We start from the raw sequence: 23909 nt of genomic DNA, 5'->3' as shown, positions 1-23909 counted from the left end.
CTGAAGGAAGACAAAAATGGCAGACGCCTACACCCGTATCGCGGACGCGATCGTTCCGTCCGTCTACGCGCAATACTCGTTCGAGGAGCACGTCCAGTCGCTGGAGATTTACCAGGCCGGGATCCTGTTTTCCGACCCGTCGATCGCCTCGAAGCTCAGCCTGGGCGGGCGCTCCGTCGACATGCCCGGCTGGAAGGATCTCGGCAACGATCCCTCCGAGCCGGTCAATGACGACCCGGCCGACTCGATCGAGATGAAGAAGATCGGCGCGCGCCGCGAAGTCGCGGCCCGCAATGTGCGTGCGCAGGCCTGGGGCATCCCGGACCTGACCTCGATCCTTGCCGGTGACGATCCGCAGAAGCTCATCGTGCGTCGCCAGACCGACTACTGGCAGCGCGCCAACAAGCTGACGCTGCTCGGCATCCTGAAAGGCGTGCTGGCCGACAACATCGCCAATGACGGCGGCGACCTGGTGCGCGTCACCGGCGCCTCCATCGTCGACACCGACATCATCGAGGCCGCCTATCTGATGGGCGACCGCGCCGACAAGTTCAAGACGATCTGGATGCATTCGAAACAGATGAAGGCACTGAAACTCGCCGATCTCATCGACTATGTGCCGTCGTCCGAGCAGGGCGGGCCGCTGATCCCCTATTACATGGGGCTGAGGGCCGTCGTCGATGACGACATTCCGGTTGCCGGCGGCGTCTACACCGCGTTCATGTTCAAGGACAAGGCGATTCTGTGGAACGAGCTGCCGGTCAACACCGAAGGCGGGCCGCTCGAGTTCGACCGCAAGCCGCGGCAGGGCCATGGCGGCGGCGTCACTGAAATGGTCGGCCGCCGGCATTTCGTGCCGCATGTGCCGGGCACCCGCTTTCTCGACGCGTCCTCGGCCGGCGAATTCGCCACCGATGTCGAGTTGGCACTGGCGGCAAACTGGGACCGCACGGCCTCGAGCGTCAAGCACATGACGTTCATCGCGCTGAAGACGACCGAGTCCTGATCGGCGAAGGGGCGGGCGTCCGACGTCTCGCCCCTTCGGGACGCCAGGTCGGCCACGGTGGCGAATCCCAAGTTCACCCGCTGCGCTGCGTCAGAGTGATGTGAATTTTGGGGTTCGCTACAACATTCATGTTGCCCTTTGGCCAATCGACGGCACCAAACAGTTACAAGAAAGGGCGATGCTGACTGTCTCGGCAAGGGAGGTAACTATGAACATGAAGTACAAAACAGTTCAGGAAGTGCTCCGAAAAGCGGGGATTGTCATGAGCAAGAAGGGGGAAGTTCATCGCATAAACTTCTTCAGCGGTCTGGAAAACACCGCCTACTACACGCCGAGTCTTCAGGATGCCCTGGACAAGGGCTTGGCTATGGCAGGAGGTGCCGGAAGGGTGAAATCAGGCGCCTTTGTCAAGTCAGCCGAAACAGGGCAGTGGATCGCGACCAGCGCACGCGTCGGCTGACACAATCAAGGCAAGACATCGCCGCGTTGCGCGGCGGTGTCGTGAAACTGCAATAGCCCAAGCATTGCCGTCTTTCTTGCTCGAATGGGAAAAAGACGGCTGACGAAGCGTCTGCCACGCCATTTCCTGACGGGCGGTTGGTGGCGTGACGGCCTCATGCACGAGACGTGCAACATCTGCCCAAGCCAAAATCACAAGAAATCCCCAGCCGCCTCGAAGCGGCTTTTTGCCGTGGAGGCACCATGCCCCGTTTTCCCCGACCAACCACACAGCCGGAGGCCTGAGCTATGGCCATCACCCCGCTCGACATCGCCAACATGGCGCTCGCCGTGCTCGACGAGGCGCCGATCGACAGCCTCGACCAGGACGCCAAGGCGGCGCGCCTGCTCAATCTGCATTTCGACCTGACCCGCGAGGCCGAATTGACCAAGCATGCCTTTGTCTTCGCCATCCTGGCGACCTCGGTCGCCGGCTTCGACACCGGCAGCGGCGCTGGCACGCTGAACTTTGCCTATGAGCTTCCTGCCGATTGCCTGCGGCCCTTGCCGCTGACGGGGAATGGCGAGCCGGACGGCGTTCCGCTCTCATGGCGGCAGGAGGCCGGGCTGATCTATTCCGATCAGGCGGGCCCGCGCATCATCCGCTATGTCGCCAATCTGAGCGACCCGAACGACTGGGATGCGCTGTTCAGCGAAGTGATGGTGGTGGCGCTCGCCGTCAAGATCGCGCATCCCTTGACCCACAAGGCCGGCATGATCGACGTCGCCCGCAGCGCCTATGACAGGGCGCTGGACGCCGCCTACTCGGCCAATGCCATCCAGCGCGGCGGCAGATTATCCAGAACCTCCTGGGCTCTCCAGCGCGGCGACAACAGGTTCGTCGGCCGATGACCACGCTCTATCCGGTCCAGGACGCTTTCATCCGCGGCGAGATTTCTCCCCGCTTGCATGCTCGCGCCTCGCTCGAGCTTTACCGGGCGGCGCTGTCGAAATGCACCAACTTCGTCACGCTGCCGCATGGCGGCATCAGGAAGCGCGGCGGCACCTATTTTTGCGCGCAGGTGAAGGCTCCGTCAAAGGCGACACGGCTGATCCCGTTCATCTTCTCGGCCGACCAGGCCTATGCGCTCGAATTCGGCGATCTCTACATCCGCGTCTATGCCTATGGCGCGCGTGTCGGCACGGTCGAAGTCGTTTCGCCTTATCTCGAGGCCGATCTGTTCGACCTGCAATTCGTCCAGTCGGCAGACCAGATGTGGATCACCCACAAGGATCATCCGGTCAAAGTGCTGACGCGCACCGCGCACACGACTTGGACGCTCGCCGATTTCGTCTTTCTCGACGGCCCATACGACAAGATCAACACCACCGCCACGACGTTGACACCGGCCGCAACCGGCAACGCCATGCCGGTCATGGCCTCGAATACGCTGCCAAGCGGCACGGTCAGCAACAGCAACGGCTCATCCGACGTGTGGCAGGTGTTCGATGGCGACAAGCAGAAGGGGGAGAACATAGCGGGCTTTCCGAGCGGGTATCTGCGCTACCAGTTCGGCGGCGGCGGGACCAAGACGGTCGACGCCTACTGGATTACCGCCACGAATGATCACTCAGACACTGCATCGCCGACCCAGTGGCAATTCCAGGCCTCGCACAACGGCACCGACTGGACGACGCTCGACAGCCGGGACGGAGAGACCGGCTGGTCCAAGTCGGAAACCCGCTTCTTCGACGGCTTCAACAACACGGTTGCCTACGAATATTATCAGCTGCTGTTTTCAGGTGGCGGCAGCGACGGAACCGCTATCGCCGAACTGGCCCTGCACGAATACGCGCCGTCGCAAACGCCGTTCGATCTTTCGGCATCCTCGATCGTCGGCATCAACGACGGCATCGGCTTCCAGACCAGCGATGTCGGCCGCGCCATTCGTCTGCTTGGCGCGGATGGCTTCTGGCGCTGGGTCAAGATCGTTGCCCGGACCAGCGCCACGGTGGTCACGGTCCAGTTGTACGGGCATGCTCTGCCCGATCTCAGCCCGATCATCCGCTGGCGTTTCGGCACGTTCGTGCCCGGCAAGTATGTCCAGAGCGGTTCGCTTTACGAGGAGCGTCTGGCGTTCAGCCGCAAATTCTCGGTCTATGCCTCGCAAACCGGCGATTTCGACAACTTCGCCACCGGTGAGAAAGACACCGACGCGCTGGAATTCGTGCAGGCAGGTGGCGGTCAGGCCAATGACATTACGTGGGTGGCGGAATCGGACGGTGCGCTGATCATCGGAACGCTTGGCGGGGTGAGGGCCCTGTCGGGCTCGGGCATCGACGAGGCGCTGACGCCGTCCTCGTTCAAGAACCGCCGGTCGCGGACCTTTGGCTGTGCCCCGCTGCGTCCCGTCGATGCGGGGCAGTCGTTCCTATATGTCACCCGCTCCCGCAAATCGATCGCCGAGCTAACGCAAAACGCCACCGGCCGCTTCACTTCCGACGATGTCGGTCAAATATCGGAGCACATTCCGAAGAAAGGCGTCGTCGAACTCGCCTTCCAGACCGACCCCGACCCGCTGCTGTGGTTTCCGCTCGGGGATGGCGAGCTCGGCGGCTACACGCACCAGCCGTCGCAAGACGTTCGCGGCATGCATATCCACCAGATCGCCGGAAGCTTCGCCGGATCGAACTGGGCTGTTGTCGAAAGCGCCGTGGTGACGCCCGGCCAGGACGGCAATGACGATCTCTGGCTGATCGTCAAGCGCACGATCGGCGGCGTGACCAGGCGCTATATCGAAATAAAGACCGCGCCGTTTGAGTATGGCGTGATCGGGGATGCATTCGAAGTCGACTGCGGCCTGACCTATGACGGCGTCGCTGTCGGCACGGTCTCAGGGCTTGGTCATCTCAACGGCGAAACAGTCGACGTCCTGGCCGATGGCAAGGTCTACAAGGGCCTTGCGGTGGCGGCTGGCGCGGTTTCGCTGCCCGGCGGGGCTAAGGCAGCCAAATGGCAGGTCGGGCTCGGCTACCAGTCCGAAGCCAACACGCTGGAGCTCGACGTCGGCGGCCGCGACGGATCGATCGTCGGCCGGCGCAAGAAGGTGGCCAAGCTCATTCTTTCGCTGCTGGAGACCGACACAACCGGGCTTCAGGTCCAGTCGTTCATCCGCGGCCGCTGGGAGCAGGTTCGCATCCCGTCCGTGATTGCTCCCGATGGCATGGCGAAATTGTTCACCGGCAATGTCGAGGTGCCGATCGACGACAGCTGGGAAGGGCAGGGGCGGGTGAAGATCCGCCACCTCAATCCAACGCCCTGCACGATCAGGGCGATGACGCCGGTGTTCGACGCCGAGCCTTAGTTAATCTCCCCCCTCGAGAGGGAGATGTCGCCGAAGGCGACAGAGGGGGTCGGCACGTCCTGACGCGGCCTCCCATCGCGAATTGAAGGGGTTGGCGCTCCACGCGAGACGACCCTCTCTGGCCTACCGGCCATCTCCCCCTCGAGGGGGGAGATCACCTGCTCCGTCCTCCATCGCTTCCCCAACCAAGGAACCCACCCGTGACCCCAACCCATGCCGAAGACCTCGGCAGGGCGCGGACGGCTGCCGATTTCGCTGCCATCCGCGCCTTGCTCGACACCGACCTTAACAATGCGATCGCCCGCAAGCAGGAGCTGCAACAGGCCGAGGATCGCGCGATTTTCGGCGAGGGCGACCTGGCGGCGGCGCGTGCCGCATTAGACGACTGCAACGATGCAATTGCGCTCGTCGAGAGGACCATCGAGGCGGTGGACAAGCGCCGTATCGCCGTCGCCCGAAGCGAAGCCCGCGTCGATATTGAAGCGCTTGGCGCCGAGATCCGAACAAAGGCGGCCTCCCTCGGTGAGCGCTGGAAGAGCGTTCACGAACTGATCGAGCAACTGCGCCAGGAGCTGTTCGCGGCCGATGCCTTGAGCCGAGCCGTCATCGCCGCCAACGGCCATTTCGATGCCAACGGCGCCGTCGGCCTGAAGGTCAACCTGACCACCATCCGGCGCACCGCCATGGCCGGCCCGCGGGCCACAGCACCCACGCGTCTCAGCCGCCCGGCAATCCAGGCCGACCGGCTGCTTTTGTCCTTCCTCAGCCCCGGCGGCGTGCTCGACCGGCGCCCTTCGAGCGGCGCGCCGGTCGACGGCATCAAAAGCAAATTCATTCCCGCCGGCGAACGAGGCTGACCATGTGCACACTAGCTCTTATCGGTACGGCGCTTTCCGTCGGCGGCGCGCTAGCGGAAGGCCAGCAGTCCAAGCAGATGGCCGACTACCAGGCCAAGGCCTATGAACAGCAGGCGCGGGCCGACGCCCAAAGCTCGGCCTTCGAGCAGGGCCAGGAGCGCCACAAACAGGATCTCCTCCAGGCTCAGGCGCGTGCCCAGGCCGGCACTTCGGGCGTCGCCATTTCTGGTTCCCCGACCGAGGTGCTGACGGCCAATGCCAGGCAGGGCCAGCTCGACCTCAAGGCGATCCAGTACGGCTCGCAGCTGCGCCAGAACGGTCTCGCCACGCAAGCGGCGATCGCGCGCTTTTCCGGCAAGCAGGCGGTGGGCGCCTCGATCTTCAAGGCCGGCGGCAGCCTCGTGTCGGGCATCTCCGGCCTCTACGACCCGGCCAAGACGGTGACGTTCGGCAGAAGCGCCTTCCCGCCGGCGCCGGGTGGAGGCCTCTACTGATGGCCACCATCCCGCTCCAGCTTGCCCAGCGCCGCCTCGATACCGGCACTGTGGCCTCCTATCCCAACGGCTCGCCGGTGGGCGCCGCCATGCAAGGCTTTGGCGACGAGTTGTCGGCGATTGCCGAACGCTTCCGGCAGCAGAAGCAGCAGCAGGATGCGTTCGACACCGACATTATCGGCCGCGAGCTGAACGCACGCATAGCCCACGCCGAAGCCGTGGCGGTGCAGACCGCGCCGCCCGACGGCGGCGGCCTGCACGACTTCATGTATGGCCAGCTCGATCCGCGCAGCGACGTTGTCGTCAAGCCCGGCCTGTTCGACCGGATCTTCGACGACACCGCGGCGAAAGTGCCGGAGGGCGAACGCGCCAACTTCCTGTCACAAAAGCAGGCGTTGCGGCTCGCCGGCTCGGCGCGCATGGCCGCGCAGCAGCACGCGCGGCGCCAGACCTATGAACAGGCCGAGTGGAGCAAGGTCGAGCAAATCTATACCAGCTCGATCGCGCAAAGCGACCCGAACGACACAGAAACATTCGAGGCGATCAGGCAGAGCGGGCTCGACCTGATCGGCAAGATGGGCAACCCGCTTGCCCGGCAAGCGGCCGAGGCCGCCTGGCGCAGCAACACGGCAAAGGCGCTTGTCCAGGCGATGATCGCCCAAGACCCGAGGCGCGCCGCCGGGATGCTGGGGACTGGGCCGGTCTCAACGGACGGCAGGACTAAGGACGATATCATCGAGGCTGTGGGCGGACCTCGGGCGAGTGGGTCCAGCGTGCTGGCGACGCGCGAAGCGCCCGTAGGTGGCCTTCCATCCGACGAACCACCTATCCGCATGGGTTCCATGGAGCCTGTCGGAAATAGAGCCTGGGCTGCCGCAGGACCCTGGATTGCCGACCTGTCGCCGGACGCGATTCAGGATCTCGGCCAGAAGGCGCAGGTAGCGACTGCCGCAAGCCTGGTCGATGCGCGTACCAACATCGACCTTGCTTACCAGAATGCGCCGGCTGCCATTGCCAATACCGGCAGCTATTCTGGCAAGACCCCGGGTGCCGAAGACTTCACTGCCGTATACGGCGCCGAAGATGGCGGCAAGCGTCTCCGAGCCTTCAACATAACGGCTGATATCGGTCGCGCGGTTTTCGACATGCGACCCGTCCCGAACCAGGCGATACACGCCCAGATTCGGGATTTTGAGCCCGGCCCCTACGGCGCGCCGGAAGAGCGCAAGCAATATGAGATAAGGGCCGGCGCCGCGCAATTGGTGCTTGGTGCCAGGCGCGCCGATCCCGCCGGTTACGTCGGCCAACTGTTCCCGAACCGTGCTCCGGACTGGGACAAGATCACAGCTCCTGAGGATTATAAGGCCGCCGTCACCTGGGCCGTCGCTGCTCAGCAGGAGTTGGGCTTCGACCGAATACTGCCAATGCCTTGGGCTGTAGCTGGCCAGCAGGCGGCGAAATACATCGACCAAGGCGTCCCGTTCGAAAACCGCTTTGCCGAGTTGAGTTCGATCGTCCTGGCGGTTCGCGATCCGGATGCCCGCAAGGCGACAACCCAACAGATTTCTGTGGCGGCGGAAGCCCAGTGGCGAGCCAAGGCCGCCCAATATCCGAACCTCGCGCCAGAGTCGTTGGAAGCCCAGGTTGCAGTGCTCAAGAACGGGCTGGCGTGGATCGGGGAACATCCGGCCCGAGCCCAGTACAGCACCATGCCGCTGCTGCAGCAATTCGGCTTGGCATTGTCGGATGTCGGCCGCCTCACGGCTAAGGGCGTGGCTGCCGACGGTGCGGACGCGATCTCCGCCGGGCTGGACTCCGTTTGGTCGAGCGGAAACTACGAGAACCTTCTTGAAGATGAGCAGGCCGAGACAGAGGACGCCGAGGACCGGGCCGCCTCGGCCGGTTGGGTGGCGGAGGCCCTCGGCGCAGGCTTAAGCGGATATGCCCTGGCGACGGGTTTGTTCGGTTTGCTGGGTCGGGCAAGCGCTGGCGCGGCGGCGGAGAACGGCGTGATCGGTCTTGGTGCCCGAACCGGCGTAGCGGGTGTGGCGGGTGGCACTTATGGCGGGGCATACGCCTTCAACACAGGACAGAGCGTCCCCTGGGGAATTGCCAACGGCGCGCTTTGGGGGGCGGGCGGCAATGTCCTTGCCGAGGGACTCAGTGCAGGTGGCAGCCAGGTGGTGGCAAGGCTGGCGGAGCGTCCTGCGAATGCTGGTTCTGCTGTAACTCCAGAAGCTTCGGGTCCTCGGATATCCGAGGCAATGCCAGACCCGCTTGCTACAGATGTGGGAGCAACCGGTGGCGGCATCAGCGAAATCTCTGTTGGTCAGGACCTGCATCTATATTACATGCCTGAATGGGACGTTGCGCAACGGGCTGCCGCGGATCTCAAAGTGCAGCTGTTAACTGCTGCTGAAACCGTCGTGAGCCGCGCGGTTCGGGTCATCAAGGGAGCTCGTATGAAGTTTATTGCCGCCGGTAATAAAGTCCCCGCTAGCAGCCATGTTGATCATACAATTGATTTGCAACTAGGAGGTTCTGACAAGCTATCCAATATGGCCACATTGGATGCGAGTGTTAACACCAGCCTTGGTTCTCAGATACAGCAGCGGATCAAGCATTTGCCTTATGGAACCAAAATTAACAAAGTAACGATTGGAGATCGCAATGTTCGAGACATTTCGCCAAAACTTCCCGGTGGATAGTAGGGTGCCCGCGGACACCGGCAATTTCTCCCTGGATACGAAAGTACCTGGATTAAACGAGCTGCTGGCCAGTTTCGGCGGTGCTTCGTTCAAGCACGGTTTGTACAGGATAATCCGGGCGCAGGACGTGGCACGTTGGAACGCACGTGTCTGCCTGGGTTTTCCGGAATTCACCGGCCGGATCACCTGCTTTGGTTATGATTGGCTGGGGACGGCGCTTGCAGTCGATAGCCAAAGGCTGGAACAAGGGGAACCTGGTGTCGTGATGTTCGAGCCGGGCATGGGCGAGGCTCTTCAGGTGCCTGCCAACATCCGGACCTTCCACGAAGTCGATGTCATCGAGGACGAAGATGCAGCATTGGCCGCCAATCTCTACTCAGATTGGCGTGAGGCCGGCGGCGCCGAGCCAGCCTTTAACCAGTGCGTCGGCTATAAGATACCGCTGTTTCTCAACGGGAAGGACGAAATCAAAAACCAGGAGCTGTCGGACCTGGAAGTCTATTGGCACATAATGGGCCAACTTATTGCGAAGGTGAAAGACCTGCCACCGGGAACACCTGTCAATATCCGAGACCTTCTCTAAAACAGGGTTTCCGCTGATCTGCCACTCGGGACTCCCGTTCGAAGCATGGCTAGAAGCGGTATTTGCCTCTGGTCCGAAGGGGTGCGACCCCCGCGGTCTGTGATGCGCTATCCGTTTTGTGGCCGGACGGTCCGGGTAGAGCGTGCCGCAAGTAGCCAGCGGTCTGATTGTGGTCACGATGCTGGCTTATGGCCTGATAACCGCAGAGCGGTCCAGTCGGTGGTGCCTTCTGGATCGTCTCCCATTTCAGATGAAGGATTGACCTGTTGCGCACGGACTCTTTTTCGACCATGGCAAGGATCGTTTTTCTGCTCACCTTGACCGGCGTTCTCCTTCTCGCGCTTTCGCCGGTGCGCTTCCTGCAGGAGTTGGACCTGGGCTTCACCTTCCACCACGACAAGCTCAACCACGCCGCGGCATTCGCGGTGCTGGCGGCGCTGGGAAGCCTCGGCTGGCCGGAACACAAGACGAGACTGGTCCTGCTCCTCGCCATCACCGGCGCGGCGATCGAGCTTCTTCAGGGCGCCCAACTGATCGCGCGCGATATGGATATCCTCGACTGGGTCGCCGACTGCGCCGGCATGGCCTGCGGACTGGCGGCCATGGGCGGCACAAGAAGGCTGATTGGCGGATTGCTGTAGCCCGTTGCCGCTCTCTGTCCGGAAAATCGCCGGCTGCGCCGGATAGCGCGGTGTCCGGCCGCGTAGCTTAAGTCTCCCACCGACAGCACTGAACCCCTTCCAGCCTCGCTTGTGCGGGGCTTTTTTTATGGAGCAAGCCCTCATGTCCCGACCTGCAACTGCTGCCGTTCGTCTCCTGACCGGCGAACGCGAACCCGTGGGCCTCGCGACCACGGCCGACATCCTCCTGCATGGCCTGCAGGCGATCGACGGCGTGCCGGCCGAGGTCGGAGACCGCGTGCTGGTCAAGGACCAGGCCGACCCGACGCAGAACGGCATCTACACGGCGAGCGCAGGCGAATGGTTCCGCGCCGCCGATGCCCGCACTACGCGCACCCTGCAGAAGGGCACGACGGTCCACACCCAGATCGGATCGGTCAATGCGGACCGCGTGTTCGAGTTCACGGCCGACGAACCAGCCGTCGGCGCCGATGCCATCACCGTCGCCGCATCCGTTCCGCCCGACATCGCGGAGATGGTCGATGAGGTCGAAGCATTGCGCGATGAAACCCAGGCGCTGAAGGATGCTGCCGAAGCCAGCGCCGGCCAGGCATCCGCGAGTGCTGCCGCTTCAGCAGCGAATGCCGGGCAAACCACAGCCGACCGGGCTGCAACCAATTCCGATGCCGTCGCGGCCGCGGCGGCCGTCATCAGCGCTCAGGCTGCACGCGACGCTTCGCTCTACGGCAAGGGCATTTTCCCGACGACTGCCGCGGCAATCGGCTTCGGCGTTGCCGGCAACGGTGCGATCACGCCAGGCTCGGGCGGCGCCAACGGTACATTCGACCTGGCGTTTACCGGCGGCACCGGGTCGGGCGCTGCCGGCCGCTTCGTGGTGGCGGGCGGGGCGCTGACGCAGATACTGATCACGGCGCCGGGCTCCTACACAGTGGCGCCGACGGTCAGCTTTGCGGCGTCGGCAGGACTGGCCGGCGCCGCCGCTGCGGCGGTGCTGGGCAGGAATGTCGATGTCGGCGAGTATTTCTGGACCGAAGTTTCGACTGGTTCTTTGGGGTTGTTCAATGTCGGGGCCGGACCGGTAGCGGCTGATACGGGTGTCCGGGCGGCAACGGCTGCTCTCCTTTCGAGCGTCGATAGCCTAGCAATGATCGAAGGCCTTAGCGTTCCGACCGCCAGGCTAACAGAGGCGGCCGGATCAGTCAGCCCATCTGTATATCGATCCTACTCTTTTGTGTCGGGCGACACGATCGAGCACATTGCCATTGCCAAAGCTGGAGAGCGAAGCATTCTGCAGCTTATCCACGCGGGGGCTGGTGCGGCCTCTTCAATCTTGAGGAGGGTATCGTCTCAAGCAGTTCAGGCGCGAACCTCGTCAGCGCTGCCATCACAGATATTGGCTCCGGCTGGTACGAGTGCAAGGCTGTCGTCCTGGTTGCGGCAAATATTACGAACAATGTGCAGGCACGTATGTCGGCTGCTGGCGTTTTTCCGTTCACCGGCGATGGAACCAGCGGTATGTACATTCGCAGTGTCGTGCTCCGCAAGCAGGGCCTGCCGGCTAACCTGTTCCCGAGCAGCGACCCCGCCAACGCAGCCTTCACGAAGCAGAACGTGACGGTTACCACCACGGTCAGCCCTTATGAACCGGTGCTGATCTCCCTGCCTCCGCTTGTCGATGGCCTCGACGTGACCGTCAGAGGCCGAATGACGGCATCGAAGCTTGTCGAAATGGTCGGCTCTGGCAATCCTTCCGTTTATCAGGGCAGGTCCGTGGTCAATGGCGACAATATCGTCTGGAAAGTCACCGCCAAAAAGGCCGAACGCAATCGTCTCAATCTCTACTCCAACAACGCCGTCATCTTCGACTGCACCTTCAATCTCGATACCGGGACCGCGACCGGCACAGGCGCGAGCATCGTCGCTCTTGGCAACGGCTGGTACGAATGCACGGTTACGAAGACGGCAACAGCCACGGCCGCGACGAACTGGCAACAGCGTATTTTCCCGTCTGCTGGCGGTCACCCGTATGTCGGCGATGGTGTGTCTGGATTCTATGTCCAAAGGTCGGCTCTAAGCATTAATGGTGGGCCGAATGTCTTCTCGTCTTCGGAAAACCTCTCCAACTCGGCCTGGACCAAAAGCGCCGGCGTGACGGCAGTCGCCAATGGCGCTCTGTATCTTGGCCTATTGTCGGATCCGGCCAACATCGGCGGCGACCCATATGACGACGGCTCGGCCGCCCTGGTTGGCAAAAAATTGACCCTGATCGGCTCTAGCATTTCGGCCGGAGCCTACTACGTTCCCGTCCTCGCCGGTCTGACCGGTATGGTCCCTACCAATCTAGCGGTCAGTGGCTCGGCCTTGGGGCTGAGCACCACCGCCTATCCGAGCTACGGAATGTCCAATGCGATCGCCAACATTCCGGTCGACGCGGAGTTGGTAATCTTGGAGCCGGGCCCGAACGCCTTTGGCGCGCAGGAGACGCCCCTGGGCGCTCTCGGCGACACGACTTACGCCACTCACTATGGTTCGCTGTGGGCGGCCTGCGCCGCCATCCGAGCGCGTGCGCCGAATGCCAAGATCGTCATGATTGGTACCTACAGCGGCGGCCCTGGACACGCGACGCACCGGATAGGAAGAATAAACGGTCAAGGCAACACGCTGGTCCAGTTCATGAAGGCGGAGCGGGAGGTAGCCGATATGCTGTCAATACCGTTAATTGACGTAGGAGGCGAGAGCGGCATCGGCTACCTGACCTCGTTGCTTTACATGAGCGATGAGCTTCATCCGACTGCTACCGGCAGCCTGCGGCACGGAACTTTCGATGCAGAGGAACTTCGTCGTCTCTCGCGACGGGGCTTCTTCGGAGCCTAGACTGGAGTGATCCTGTGTGGCAGATGTTCGCGAATGCGCGTCTTCTCCACCGTTCTAGCTCTTCGCCGCCGCTTTTGGTCATGGATCGCCACTGGCGCCGCTAGGGAAAATGCCGTCATCGGGCCGCGCACGAAGTTTGGCGCCGGGGCGGAAATTTTCAATATCCGCGGCGACCGGTCTCGCGTCTCGATCGGCGCGGACAGCCATTTGGATGGGCATTTGCAGGTGTTTGCCCACGAGGGTCGGATCAAAATCGATGACTGGTTTTATCTTGGTCCAGGCTCGACGATTTGGTCGTCGGACCCGGTGGGGATCAAGATCGGCAAACGAGTGCACGTCTCATGGGGCGTGGCGATCCACGACACCAATTCGCATCCGATGGACCCGCAGAAGCGTTTTGCTCAGATGCAAGCCATCTTTCGTGAGGGCCATCCGCATGTCGACCCGGGCATTCGTTCGGCGCCGATCACTATTGGAGATGACGTCTGGATCGGCAATAGCGCCATGGTCATGAAGGGTGTCACCATCGGCGATCGGGCGATTATCTCGGCCGGATCGATTGTTCGACACGACGTCCCGGCCGATTCGTTGGTGCGGCCAGAAGACCTAGTGAAGTGATGCCTTTGGCTGCCGCTCATCAATGAGCGTCGTGCCATCGTATATGGCTACATGTCGATGCGGTTATCCAGCATACATTTCTCGTCTCCGTTTCAGGTCGCTTCGACAAAAGGCATATGCTTGATACGCTCCCATTGATCCTTAGCGGTAGTTCCAGACCAGCGGTTGCGCAGGGTGCTCTCTCGATAGGACTGAGCCGGCTCCAATCCCGGCATGTCCGAACCGTTAGGTAAGAAGAACGCGTTCCCCCCGGCGGACGAGACGGCAACGAGCTTGTAGCCGTACTTCTTGCAGAGATTGGCCAGGGCGGTGATCGATGCACCGTGATACCAGCCACTGTCGTGCTTGGCGGTGCGATCGAAAGCGTGATCATACGGCACTGTGATAGGATTGAGACCAAAACTGGCGTTGTACTCCGCCACAATGACGGCCGGCCGCACTGGCAGCAAGGCTTGCAGAAACCAGTAGTCGTTTCCATCGACATCGACGGAAAGGACTCCAAGTTGCGGAAAATGCGTGGCGAGACTTTCGATGTTGTTGAGATCAATGAAGCTCTGGCGCACTTCAATCCGCTTTGGAAGCAGCGAGCGCGCTAACCGCACGGTCGTTGCGTCGCCGTCGACGAGCAGACCCCTGAATTCACTAAGCCCAATGCAGTTGTATTCCGTCGGATGGAAGCCAAATTCCAAGAACGTTTTCGGGCTTTGGCCAACAATCTGCGACAGGATCACACTTTCATCTGATTGCGGAGACCCGGCAAGGCGAGCCTTTGCGAGGTGAAAATAATATCGGAGCGGACTTGAGCGAAGGAAAGCATGCATGCGCGATTGGACATTCATCAATGAATGACTCCTGATCGCCCGCCCGCGGCCAATTATTTGCGACAAGCGGCGGCGGTTTGCAAGCTTGCAAACACCCGCGCCCGCCAGTCTGGACGCCGTTTGAAAATCGCCGAAAAGACGTCGGAAGAATTGCTCTGCGAGGGCCGCTCGGGATGCTGTGCGCACCAACAATGGCACAGCCGGCCGACCAAAAATTCCTACAGCTGGAGTTGTATTTCGGAATTGTCAGGGTTTATCGCTGACGCGGACCCGTCGCCGGCGGAGCCGCTACCGTCTGCTGTCCTGCGGCTTCTGGTGAGGTTCCTGGTTTTTCGACCACCAGACAAAATAAAGCGAACCCATCTTCATCACAGGCACGCGGCGGTCGCGTTCCCGGGCTCGCAACTCACGATAGGTCTTCATCTTCAGAGTGCCGCCAGGCAACCTGATACGCACTGCCATCGGTCCAACTCCCGTTGTGCAACGCAGCAATTTTCGTGCAATGCGGTAAGTAGAGACCTTCCGTCACGGAAGAGTCAACAGCAGCCTCATCAACTTATCTTGCGAGCTCGCCTGCGGCGGCTGAGCGGGCGTCCCAGGCGCATGCCAGGTCGGAAGAATTGGGACGTTCACCGTGGCGACTGGTCGTCAATGAGTCGCTGGCGGTTCGACCACCAGGTGAAATAAACCCGGCCGATCTTGACGACAGGTATGCGGCGGGCGCGTTCGCGATCGCGCAATTCGCGGTACACTTTCACCTTCAGCGTGCCGCCTGGCATTCTGATACGTACTGCCATCGGCCCCCGCCTGATTGTGCAATGCAGCATCAAAACCTTCCGTGGCGGAAGAGTCAACGCTGTCCGCTGACTTTTTCTGGGATTTGTCGAGCGGTCTCGGAAGTTTGGCGCGCACGGCGGTTCCTGATCCGGCACCGAGGCATCAGTGCCGGGTCGGGATCGTCGGGTGCCCGGGCTATTTCCTGGGCGAGGACTTGTTGGACGACGATGGGCGATCGGACATGCCGCTCGGCCACCAGATGACGAAATAATTGCCGACCTGCCAAACCGGCACCTCGCGCTTCTGCTCGCGCCGCCGCAGCTCGTCCCTTTTCTTGATCTTCAAAGTCCCGCCTGGAAGCCTGATTCTTATCGTCACGTGTCCTCCCGTACCCGCTACAGGTACGAACGATAGACGGGAACAGTTTCATCCCGGCTAAGCAATTTCATCAGGTCGAGCAATTTCGGGCGCGGTGGACGCAGGAACCGGGCCGGAGCGACATCGCCGGAACCGGCTTCATTTGAAGAAATCCGCAATGCCGTTGATGGCCAGCACCGCATAGACGATCGGTCCGGCGATAAACGCACAATAGAGGCAGAGGATCGCCGCCAGCACCAGCAGCAGCGGCTTGTCGCGGCCGACGGCGCGGAGTTCGGACTTCACCGTCCAGCGCGCCGCAGCGGTTTGTTCATCATCAGACATGTGCACCATCCCGCGGCCATTTCACATGGCGGGTCGAAAACATCAACCTTGCTTGCCACATCGGCGCGCGCTGCCGCCCAATTCTGCTCTGCCGCCACGCACGTGCTGTTTCAACCTCAAAACCCTGCCCGCAAGGGCGGAAAGGAACCCTATGGACCTTTTGTTCAAGGGCGCTGCCAAGCGCCTCGATAATCTCGACTTGCCGAAACTCGGCGCCCGGATCGGCGTCGGCGAGGACGAGATGCACGCGTTCCTCGATGTCGAAACCAGCGGGCACGGCTTCGACGCCCTTGGCCGGCCGGTCATCTTGTTCGAACCGCACGTCTTCTACCGCAACCTGTCGGGTGCCAAGCGGGCAAGAGCGGTAGCCGCTGGCCTCGCCTATCCGAAGTGGGGCGAGAAGCCCTATCCCAGGGGTGGCTACCCACGGCTCAAGGCAGCTTGTGCGATCGACGAAACCGCGGCGCTCAAATCCGCGTCATGGGGTCTTGGCCAGGTTCTCGGCGAAAACCACGCCGCCGCCGGGTTTGCGACAGTGCAGGCCATGGTGGAAGCCATGATGGCCGACGAGGAAGCCCAGCTTGAGGCCGCGATCAACTTCATCAAGACGAACAAGCTCGACGACAATCTGCGCAATCATGACTGGGCGGGCTTCGCCAAGGGCTACAACGGCGCCGGCTATCGCAAGAACGCCTACGATACCAGGCTTGCCGAGGCTTATCGCAAATGGTCGCGCATCAAGGACACGCCTTGGCTGTCTGCCGGCCCGGTGTCGTCGGCGGTCGTCCCTGCAGCTCCGCCAGAGCCAGCGAGCCCAATTCCCGTTCCACAAGCGGCCGCCACGCACGCGCCTCCTGGGCCTCCTGTGCCTGCCGCCAAGCCCGGCTTCTGGGCAGCGCTGATCGCCACCATCCTCAAATTATCAGCAATCCTCAAACTATTCGGAAGGAAATGACATGTGGACCCGGATCAAGAGCTTCTTCCGCGACAGCGAAACAATATTCTGGGCGCGGCTTCAGGCGGCTATCGGCATCATCGCGAGCATCGTCACCTATGTCGACCCGCAGGTTCTTTCGCCGGTCATCCCAGGGGAATGGTTCCCCTGGTTTCTTGTGCTCAACGGCGTCTTGACCGAGTTCCTGCGCCGCCGCCGCGCGGAGGATTTGTGATGACCGCGCTCCTTGCCATTCTCAGCGCCATCATCGGCAACAAGGTCGTCATGACGGTATTCGCTGCTGTGGCCGGCGGCATCGGCCTTTATATTGCGGGCGGCATCAACCGGGCGAAGAAGGAGGCGGTCAAACAGGCAGAGGCAAAAATCGCGGCCGCCGAGGACCGCCTCGAAATGAACCGCGAGGCTTCCGCCGAAGGGCGGAAGGCCGCCGGCATGACCGATGCGGCTGCAAGAGCGGAGGCTGAGAAATGGGCAAGGCGCTGATCCTCTGCCTGGTGCTGGCCGGCTGCACGACAACCGCGCCGACCGGCAATCCGCGGCAAGTCTGGTGCGACCAAAGTCAGCCACGCCGGCCATCCGCCCCGGTCGTCGCCGCCATGACCCGGCCCGAGCTCAACGAGATGAACGCCTTCAACGGGCAGGGCGCCAGATGGTGCGGGTGGACGCCATGATGCATGAGCTGCTCGACGTTCTGGGCATCAAGGCGCCGGTATTGGTCGCCGGCCTGTCCGGCGGCATTTTGCGGGCCTTGTCACGTCACCGCTACAAGGTCCGCGAAATGGTGGCCTCGCCGATCTGCGGCGCGCTGGCGGCGGCCTATCTGACGCTGCCGGTCGTGCATTATTTCCGCGCCGCCGGCCTGCCCATTCCTTCTCCGGACGACGACACCACGACGCTGGCCGCGGCCTTTCTGATTGGCGTATCGGCGATGTGGATCTCGGATATCGTCTTCGAAATGATCGTGCGTCGGTTCGGGCCGGTGAAGGAGGAGTAAGCCGCCCAAGCCTGACTAAGAGTGACGTTCAGTTGAAGCCCGCCGCGCCGAAAGGTGCGGCGGGCTTTTGCATTTTTCCTGGCAATCTGTACGATCTTTTCTTTGCGAGGGCGGCTCGATCCGGCGCTTGCGAAACCAAGATGCGCGTTAGGCTTCACGGGAGATGGTCTCATGCTTGGCAGAGTCCTGACACAAGCGGCAGTCCTTACAGCCGGGGCGCTTCTGTTTGCCGCGACGGCCGACGCCCGGCCGGACAGCCGCGCGATGACATGCGAACAGACGCAGCTTCTGATCCAGAGGCATCGCTCGGTGGTGCTGACCACCGGCCAGAACACCTACGACCGTTACGTCCGCCAATTCGGCAATGAATGCGACTGGCCGCAAGTGCCGCGCTCCGCGTATATCAAGACGCGTGACGGTCAATGTCTGGTCTATCGCTGCCAGGAGCCGGTCTTCGACCTCCCGAATTGAAAGCAGAGGCTCATCCGACCGTCTACCCGGACAGCGAGCGCAGTGCGAAGGCAGTCGCTCATTCCTCGTCGAAAGGACCACCTTCGCGTGCGAGATCGCGTGAAATAACGCGTTCCTCAGTATCGTCCGGCAAGGCCTCGTCGCTGTCCTGGTAGGCGTTGTCGTCGTCCTCCTCCGGCAGTTCGCCGTCTTTCTCGACGTCGTAACGGATGTCGCCGTTTTGCGGCACGCCGTCAGGGAGGATTCTCCCGCTCCGGATGGCATCCCAGTCCTGCTGCTGGATCGTCGGGCTCTCTGTCTCGTCGTCGGTTCGTTCTTTCCTGCGCGGTTCCATCGCTGGTTCTCCATAATGTCGGCAGCCCTGAACTGGCTCAGTGGTTGAACTCATAAGTCTGGCAGCCGGTTCCGGGCCGCTGCGGTCCGGGCGCATTGCCGCACGACGGAACCAATCGCGCCTGCCCGCCTTCACATTCAGAAGATACTGGCGCGAAAGGAGCTCGACATGAGACCGCTCATTTTCTTGCCGTATATGCTAGGCGCGCTGCTGGCGGCGCCGGCGGCCGCGCAGCCGGGCGAACAGGCGCAATCCGACCGCTGCAAGGTCGAGCCGCAGGATCAGAAGAACCAGCAGCAGAAGCCGGCCGGCAACAATTTGTCCGACACGCTCGAGCCATGCGGTGGGGTTCTGAAGCCGCCGCCAACGGGCGATCAGGGCATGGCGGCGCCACCGCCGGACGAGGGCAAGACCCCGGTGCTCAAGCCCGGCGAGGTGCCGCCACAGCCGCCCAAGCAGTAGCCGCTTCATTTGCTGCCACAGGGGCTTGCCCATGGGCGGTAACGCCGCGCTGTACCGGCAGGTTTGTTGCCCTCTCTTAGGAACATTAGCTTGTCCTAAACGTTGTTTCAGACGCAGCCGATATCACCCCCCTCCGGTGTCGCTGCTGATCGGGAAACCGATCGGCCCGCGTCTTGCGACGCGGGCCACCGTAGCTCATTTGCAGTTCATTCGCCGCACCGCGCGGGCACTTCACCGCCATTCGATTAGCCGCCACTTGCGGAACAACAAGGTGGCGTGGGCGTTTGCCTAGAGGGTTCGCCGCTTCGACCGGAATGCCGCGTCGCAACTGTAAGGGCGAGGCCCGTAACAACAGGAGTAGACGATGAAAATCCACCTTGTTCCTGCTGCGGCGGGATTGGTGTTGCTCGCCGGCGTCGGCGTGGCCACCGCGGACCAGGTGATTGTCACGCCAGAACAGCAGACGGTCATCCGCGAATACGTCCATAAGCACCCGTTGGCGTCGATCAATCTTCTGGGCGTGGAGCTCAATATCGGTTCCACGGTGCCAGATACGGTCGAGCTGCAACCGATCGATGTTCCCGACGTGAAGTACAGATACGTCGTCGTCGGCAATCGCACCGTGCTCGTCGACCCAGGCACCCGCAAGATCGTGCACGTCATCGAGTGATCGGCGCTCTCAAACCGCGAACCGGATTTGGAAAGGTCACGGTTTAAATTATCGAATAAGAGCTCCATCCCGAGCGATCGGGATGGAGCCGCTGTCGTCGCGAAACAAGGAAAGGAGCCATTCCCATGCTGCCGCATGTCGAGCGGGCCAACGTGGCCGCCGCCGTCGACAAACTGCTTGCTGAACGAGGCGATGGGCTGCTGTCGATGAAGGCGGCGATTGCACTGTTGCGCGAACGCACCGGAACCGAGCGCTCGGACGCCGACCTTGAGGGGCTGATCATCAAGAAGGCGGCGCTCCTCGGCGTCGCCGTCCTGTGTGACAGAGAGGTTCAATGACGGTGTTGCCTGGGGCTCAAGACGCCGGTCGAAATTTCAGCTAGAACAAAGTTGCTTACGCATAAACCGACGGAGGCAACGGTGAGGGACAGACAGGAACGGATTCGCCAGCGTGCACACGCGATCTGGGAACAGGCAGGCAGGCCCGACGGGGCGCATCAGCAGCATTGGGATCAGGCTACCGCCGAAATCGACGCAGAAATCGCCACGAAAGAGACGGCCAGCCGGCCGAAGTCGAAAGCACGTCAGCCTAAGCCGGCGCCGGCCGCCAAGGACGGAACCAAACCCAAGGCGCGACCACGCAAAGCGTGAACTCGCGCGGATTTGATTCCAACGCTGGATCTCGCGGTTCGGCGCTCTGTACTTTCGTCTGCGGTCGGCAGCAGAGACAGTCCAGACCGGTCAAAAATGACGCAGCACGGTGAAGCAAACCCGCGCAGGGCGGATCTTCTCGGCCCATTGTTCCATTGCCGAGGGGTCGGTTTGATGTTGTGGTTTGCAGATTAGGAATTCGCCTTTTCGGCCGCCGACCCGTTGCGACGTTCGTCTGTTGCGGCGCCCACCAGCCGACTCTCGCATCGCTTCACTGGAGGCCGAGATGCCCGAACTGGAACGCCCGGAACGATTGCAGATCATGCTGACTGTCGATGAACTGGCGGCGTTGGAGAACTGGCGCTTCGAAAAGCACATGCCGAGCCGGTCGGCCGCGGTACGGGAGTTGCTGAGACGTGGGCTGACCGCCGACGGGTTCCTGACGGCGGCGCATGGGACCAAGTCGCGCGACTTCGGCATCCTGCCCCGCTCCGCAGATGGCGACGGGGCAGTCGACGGGTCTTCCAGCAGCGAATAGTGACATCTCCAGCGGCCTGTTCGCCCGCGGCACCTCGCATGGTCTTCACGGCCACCAGGTTTCGTCAAGCAGCGTGGTCTATCTGTCCCCTCCCGCGGTCAGTTGACAGAGCTGGCTTTGCAGATACATTGCACAGGACTATACAGGTGCAATGAACAGGTATACCTATGGTCCGTCGCGTGGTTCTATCGTCTCCCGGCACGGGCAAGCCCGAACAGATCGCGACTGTTCTCGAGCATGAGATTCGCTCCGGCGTTCTCGGTTTCGGTGATCGCCTGCAAAGCGAGAACGAACTGGTCCAGCGCTTCTCCGTCAGCCGCAATACCGTCCGCAAGGGGCTGGAGGAACTGTCGAGCCGCGGGCTGATCACCACCAAGGTCGGCATCGGCTCCTTCGTCACCTTCGACGGAATGCCGGTCGACGACGCGGTCGGCTGGTCGCGCGCGCTGGCCAATGCCGGCGCCAATGCTGAGACCCGCACACTCAGGCTCGAAGTACTGCAGGACGCGGATCTCGCAGCCAGACTCGGGATCGAAAGCCCCTTCTTCATCGCTGTCGACCGCGTGCGCACAAACGCCGATGACGGGCATGCCATCTCGATCGAGCGCAGCCGGCTGCCGCTTTCGCCTGAACTCGAGGACGTGCCGTTGCGCGGCCTGCGCGAAGGCTCGCTGCACCAGACGCTGCGCAGTGCCGGCCTTGTGCCGGATCACGGCGAGGAGTGGGTCGATATCGAGATGCTCAGCCAAGGGGATGCAGCGATCCTGAACTGCGCGCCAGGGACGCCGTTCCTGCGTACGCGACGGCTGACGCGCGCCGCCGATGGCCGCGCCATTGAACACGTCACCAGTCTGCTCAATCCGGCGCATTTCGCCCTCCACCTGGAGTTCTGAGCATGGATACGGCCGAGATGATCGACCGGGCCATGGGTGCGCTGATGGGCGGGGCGCTGGGCGATGCGATCGGCATGCCGACACAGCTCCTGTCGCCGGCCCGGATCGCCGAACTCTACGGCCATGTCGAGGACTTTGTGCCGCCCGTCGCCGACCATCCGGCGTCGAAAGGCCTCGCCGCCGGCACCATAACGGACGACACTGAACAGGCGCTGCTGCTTGGCCGCATACTGGTCGACTCCGGTGACCACTTCGATCACGCGCGCTGGGTCAACACCCTGCTCGCCTGGGAGCGCGAGGTCAAGGCGCGCGGCAGCTACGACTTGTTAGGACCGTCGACAAAACGCGCCATCGACGCCATCAATGCCGGTGTACCACCTGAGGAGGCTGGCCGCAGCGGCGATACCAACGGTGCGGCCATGCGCATCGCGCCGGTCGGCATCATGATGCCGACCGAGCCGCTCGACGCGCTGGTCGCCAAAGTCGCGGAAACTTGCCGGGCGACGCACAACACCTCGATCGCCATCGCCTCGGCCGCGGCCGTTGCCGCCGCGGTAAGTTGCGGCGTCGGCGGCGGCGAGTGGCGCGCCGCTTCGGATCAGGCGATTGTTGCGGCCAAGCGTGGCGCCGAGCTCGGCCACTGGGTGACCGGCGGCGATATCGCCGCCCGCATCGACTGGGCGAGGGGGCTCGTCCGCGGCAAGGCGACGACGGACGCGATTCGGCTGATCAGCGATCTGGTCGGCACCGGCGTCGCCAGTCAGGAGTCCGTTCCGGCTGCATTCGCAGTGCTGGAACTCGCCGGCGGTGATCCGTGGCAAGCGGCGGTCATCAGCGCCAATCTCGGTGGCGACACCGACACGATCGGCGCTATCGCGGCCGGCATGGCCGGCGCCTGCACCGGCTTTTCCCGATTGCCTCAGGACCGCGTTGCAGACCTCAAGGGCATTGACATAGCGGCGGTTGGCGCGCTCGCCGCCGACCTTGTTGCGGCGCGGATGTCCAAGCGCGGTGCGGACAAGACCGGTACCGGCAAGGATGCGGCATGAGCGGGCGTCTCGTCCATGTCGGCAGCGCGGTGGTCGACTACGTCTACCGTATTGACGCCTTGCCGGCGCCCGGCACTGAAAAGACCGCATCGAGCTTTGTTCAGGTCGCCGGCGGCGGCTTCAACATGATGGTCGCTGCCAGCCGCACCGGAATGACGGTCGTCTTCGGCGGCCAGCTTGGCAGCGGACCGAATGGCGACTTCCTGCGTGCCGCATTTGCCGCCGAAGGCATTGCGATCCTGACGCCGGCATCACTCGTAATGGACAGCGGCAATTGCGTCGCCATGATCAGCGGCAACGCCGAGCGAACCTTCGTGTCATGGCCTGGCGCCGAGAGTGTGCTCAGCCTCGGTATGATGGCGCCCGTCCGGGTTGCGCCGGGGGATTGGGTGTTCGCCTCCGGCTACACACTGAGCTATGTTGGAAGCCGCGACGCGCTGGTCGACTGGACCGAGGCGCTGCCGGCCGAAATTCCCTTGGTCTTCGATCCGACGCCGGTCATCTCGGACATTCCGCGCACCATTCTCGACCGGGTGCTGGCGCACACGAGCTGGCTGAGCTGCAACACCGCCGAAGCGGCTGAGATCGCCGGCACCGGCGATGTCGAGGCCATTGCTGCCCGGCTGCTGGCCAGCCACTGCTCCAAGGCGGCAGGCGTGGTCGTCCGCGCTGGCGCGAAAGGCTGCTTCGTGCGGCTGGCCGACGGCACCGCGAAAGACGTGCCCGGGTTCAAGGTCGCGGCAGTAGACACCAACGGCGCCGGCGACACTCATATCGGCGCTTTCGTCAGTGCGCTGGCGCGCGGCATGCCGCCTTTTGCGGCAGCGCGCTACGCCAATGCGGCGGCGGCCATTTCCGTCACCCGCCACGGTGGTTCATCAGCACCGACCGACCACGAGATCCAGACATTCCTGAGCCATGCTGACGGTCCGCCGACCGGCCTCCATGGCCGGAAGCAAGAGGCCAAACGCCCGACAGCCTGACAAAGCCCGGGAAGCGGGCAAACACA

32 protein-coding genes are annotated in these 23909 nt (G+C 62.6%); 26 read left to right on the top strand and 6 right to left on the bottom strand.

From position 1 onward, the window contains the following. Positions 1-16: 16 nt before the first annotated feature. From NKJ35_RS03310 to NKJ35_RS03255, 12 genes are all read left to right on the top strand, one after another. On the top strand, positions 17-1006 hold the full coding sequence (locus tag NKJ35_RS03310; protein WP_352644941.1) for a Coat protein: 990 nt from the start codon (positions 17-19) through the stop codon (positions 1004-1006). Between the two features lie 208 nt (positions 1007-1214). Next, on the top strand, positions 1215-1466 hold the full coding sequence (locus NKJ35_RS03305; RefSeq protein ID WP_352505470.1) for a hypothetical protein: 252 nt from the start codon (positions 1215-1217) through the stop codon (positions 1464-1466). Positions 1467-1753: 287 nt separating this feature from the next. Beyond that, positions 1754-2356, top strand: coding sequence for a phage connector family protein (locus tag NKJ35_RS03300; RefSeq protein ID WP_352644939.1), 603 nt, complete (start codon positions 1754-1756; stop codon positions 2354-2356). Beyond that, positions 2353-4809: a phage tail protein gene (locus NKJ35_RS03295; RefSeq protein WP_352644937.1), complete on the top strand. Its 2457-nt coding sequence runs from the start codon at positions 2353-2355 to the stop codon at positions 4807-4809. The genes NKJ35_RS03300 and NKJ35_RS03295 overlap by 4 nt, the downstream gene beginning before the upstream one ends. Positions 4810-5009: 200 nt before the next feature. Next, a complete protein-coding gene (locus NKJ35_RS03290) occupies positions 5010-5666 on the top strand; it encodes a hypothetical protein (RefSeq protein ID WP_352644936.1) in 657 nt (218 codons plus the stop codon). Positions 5667-5668: 2 nt separating this feature from the next. After that, entirely contained in the window at positions 5669-6160 is a 492-nt protein-coding gene (locus NKJ35_RS03285; RefSeq protein WP_352644935.1) for a hypothetical protein, read from the top strand. After that, positions 6160-8868, top strand: coding sequence for a hypothetical protein (locus tag NKJ35_RS03280; protein WP_352644934.1), 2709 nt, complete (start codon positions 6160-6162; stop codon positions 8866-8868). The genes NKJ35_RS03285 and NKJ35_RS03280 overlap by 1 nt, the downstream gene beginning before the upstream one ends. Next, entirely contained in the window at positions 8831-9451 is a 621-nt protein-coding gene (locus tag NKJ35_RS03275) for a DUF1851 domain-containing protein (RefSeq protein ID WP_352644932.1), read from the top strand. The genes NKJ35_RS03280 and NKJ35_RS03275 overlap by 38 nt, the downstream gene beginning before the upstream one ends. Before the next feature lie 290 nt (positions 9452-9741). Then, entirely contained in the window at positions 9742-10092 is a 351-nt protein-coding gene (locus NKJ35_RS03270) for a hypothetical protein (RefSeq protein ID WP_254820487.1), read from the top strand. A 142-nt stretch (positions 10093-10234) separates the two neighbouring features. Next, positions 10235-11707 (top strand): hypothetical protein, encoded by a 1473-nt coding sequence (locus tag NKJ35_RS03265; RefSeq protein WP_352644930.1) that lies wholly within the window; start codon positions 10235-10237, stop codon positions 11705-11707. Next, on the top strand, positions 11608-12966 hold the full coding sequence (locus tag NKJ35_RS03260) for an SGNH/GDSL hydrolase family protein (protein WP_352644929.1): 1359 nt from the start codon (positions 11608-11610) through the stop codon (positions 12964-12966). Before NKJ35_RS03265 ends, NKJ35_RS03260 begins: the two co-directional genes overlap by 100 nt. Before the next feature lie 33 nt (positions 12967-12999). Then, entirely contained in the window at positions 13000-13584 is a 585-nt protein-coding gene (locus tag NKJ35_RS03255) for an acyltransferase (protein WP_352644928.1), read from the top strand. 92 nt (positions 13585-13676) lie between these two features. Here NKJ35_RS03255 and NKJ35_RS03250 read toward each other — a convergent pair whose 3' ends face one another. From NKJ35_RS03250 to NKJ35_RS03230, 5 genes are all read right to left on the bottom strand, one after another. Then, entirely contained in the window at positions 13677-14423 is a 747-nt protein-coding gene (locus tag NKJ35_RS03250; RefSeq protein WP_352475728.1) for a hypothetical protein, read from the bottom strand. Positions 14424-14693: 270 nt separating this feature from the next. Beyond that, positions 14694-14867: a hypothetical protein gene (locus NKJ35_RS03245; protein ID WP_352644927.1), complete on the bottom strand. Its 174-nt coding sequence runs from the start codon at positions 14865-14867 to the stop codon at positions 14694-14696. Positions 14868-15034: 167 nt separating this feature from the next. Further along, positions 15035-15202, bottom strand: coding sequence for a hypothetical protein (locus tag NKJ35_RS03240; RefSeq protein WP_254820491.1), 168 nt, complete (start codon positions 15200-15202; stop codon positions 15035-15037). Between the two features lie 175 nt (positions 15203-15377). Then, positions 15378-15527: a hypothetical protein gene (locus tag NKJ35_RS03235; RefSeq protein WP_352644925.1), complete on the bottom strand. Its 150-nt coding sequence runs from the start codon at positions 15525-15527 to the stop codon at positions 15378-15380. A gap of 171 nt (positions 15528-15698) precedes the next feature. Next, on the bottom strand, positions 15699-15884 hold the full coding sequence (locus NKJ35_RS03230) for a hypothetical protein (protein WP_254820493.1): 186 nt from the start codon (positions 15882-15884) through the stop codon (positions 15699-15701). Between the two features lie 151 nt (positions 15885-16035). Between NKJ35_RS03230 and NKJ35_RS03225 the strand changes: the two genes are divergently transcribed. The 6 genes from NKJ35_RS03225 (at position 16036) to NKJ35_RS03200 (ending at position 18304) form a co-directional block, all read left to right on the top strand. Further along, positions 16036-16839, top strand: a complete 804-nt coding sequence (locus NKJ35_RS03225; RefSeq protein WP_352644923.1) for an N-acetylmuramidase family protein — start codon at positions 16036-16038, stop codon at positions 16837-16839. A 1-nt stretch (position 16840) separates the two neighbouring features. Next, complete coding sequence (locus tag NKJ35_RS03220) at positions 16841-17053, top strand: hypothetical protein (protein WP_352644922.1); 213 nt, start codon at positions 16841-16843, stop codon at positions 17051-17053. Further along, positions 17053-17322, top strand: a complete 270-nt coding sequence (locus tag NKJ35_RS03215; protein WP_352644921.1) for a hypothetical protein — start codon at positions 17053-17055, stop codon at positions 17320-17322. Before NKJ35_RS03220 ends, NKJ35_RS03215 begins: the two co-directional genes overlap by 1 nt. After that, positions 17307-17510 carry a hypothetical protein gene (locus tag NKJ35_RS03210; RefSeq protein WP_352644920.1) on the top strand — a complete coding sequence of 68 codons (204 nt, stop codon included), beginning with the start codon at positions 17307-17309 and terminating at the stop codon, positions 17508-17510. Before NKJ35_RS03215 ends, NKJ35_RS03210 begins: the two co-directional genes overlap by 16 nt. Next, complete coding sequence (locus NKJ35_RS03205) at positions 17510-17833, top strand: hypothetical protein (RefSeq protein WP_023675762.1); 324 nt, start codon at positions 17510-17512, stop codon at positions 17831-17833. The genes NKJ35_RS03210 and NKJ35_RS03205 overlap by 1 nt, the downstream gene beginning before the upstream one ends. A gap of 171 nt (positions 17834-18004) precedes the next feature. After that, a complete protein-coding gene (locus tag NKJ35_RS03200) occupies positions 18005-18304 on the top strand; it encodes a hypothetical protein (RefSeq protein ID WP_254820498.1) in 300 nt (99 codons plus the stop codon). 58 nt (positions 18305-18362) lie between these two features. Here the strand turns inward: NKJ35_RS03200 and NKJ35_RS03195 are convergent, their stop codons facing one another. After that, positions 18363-18638, bottom strand: a complete 276-nt coding sequence (locus NKJ35_RS03195; protein WP_254820499.1) for a hypothetical protein — start codon at positions 18636-18638, stop codon at positions 18363-18365. Between the two features lie 168 nt (positions 18639-18806). Here NKJ35_RS03195 and NKJ35_RS03190 point away from each other — a divergent pair, with 168 nt between their 5' ends. The 8 genes from NKJ35_RS03190 to NKJ35_RS03155 all read left to right on the top strand — a co-directional run bounded on the left by NKJ35_RS03190 (position 18807) and on the right by NKJ35_RS03155 (position 23883). Next, positions 18807-19100, top strand: coding sequence for a hypothetical protein (locus NKJ35_RS03190; protein WP_352644917.1), 294 nt, complete (start codon positions 18807-18809; stop codon positions 19098-19100). A 364-nt stretch (positions 19101-19464) separates the two neighbouring features. Next, positions 19465-19770: a DUF1236 domain-containing protein gene (locus NKJ35_RS03185; RefSeq protein WP_352475486.1), complete on the top strand. Its 306-nt coding sequence runs from the start codon at positions 19465-19467 to the stop codon at positions 19768-19770. A gap of 125 nt (positions 19771-19895) precedes the next feature. After that, positions 19896-20108 (top strand): hypothetical protein, encoded by a 213-nt coding sequence (locus NKJ35_RS03180; protein WP_254820502.1) that lies wholly within the window; start codon positions 19896-19898, stop codon positions 20106-20108. Between the two features lie 81 nt (positions 20109-20189). Next, a complete protein-coding gene (locus tag NKJ35_RS03175) occupies positions 20190-20420 on the top strand; it encodes a DUF2934 domain-containing protein (protein WP_352475485.1) in 231 nt (76 codons plus the stop codon). A 286-nt stretch (positions 20421-20706) separates the two neighbouring features. After that, positions 20707-20958, top strand: a complete 252-nt coding sequence (locus NKJ35_RS03170; protein WP_352644915.1) for a hypothetical protein — start codon at positions 20707-20709, stop codon at positions 20956-20958. Positions 20959-21125: 167 nt separating this feature from the next. Beyond that, on the top strand, positions 21126-21851 hold the full coding sequence (locus NKJ35_RS03165; RefSeq protein WP_352644914.1) for a GntR family transcriptional regulator: 726 nt from the start codon (positions 21126-21128) through the stop codon (positions 21849-21851). A gap of 2 nt (positions 21852-21853) precedes the next feature. Beyond that, on the top strand, positions 21854-22900 hold the full coding sequence (locus NKJ35_RS03160) for an ADP-ribosylglycohydrolase family protein (protein WP_352644912.1): 1047 nt from the start codon (positions 21854-21856) through the stop codon (positions 22898-22900). After that, the gene (locus tag NKJ35_RS03155) at positions 22897-23883 is read left to right on the top strand and encodes a PfkB family carbohydrate kinase (RefSeq protein WP_352644911.1); all 987 of its coding nucleotides are present in this window, start codon (positions 22897-22899) and stop codon (positions 23881-23883) included. Before NKJ35_RS03160 ends, NKJ35_RS03155 begins: the two co-directional genes overlap by 4 nt. The last annotated feature ends 26 nt before the right edge of the window (positions 23884-23909 follow it).

Source organism: Mesorhizobium sp. M0136, from assembly GCF_040322515.1.
Lineage (GTDB): Bacteria > Pseudomonadota > Alphaproteobacteria > Rhizobiales > Rhizobiaceae > Mesorhizobium.
This window is presented reverse-complemented; position numbering and strand designations above follow the sequence as displayed.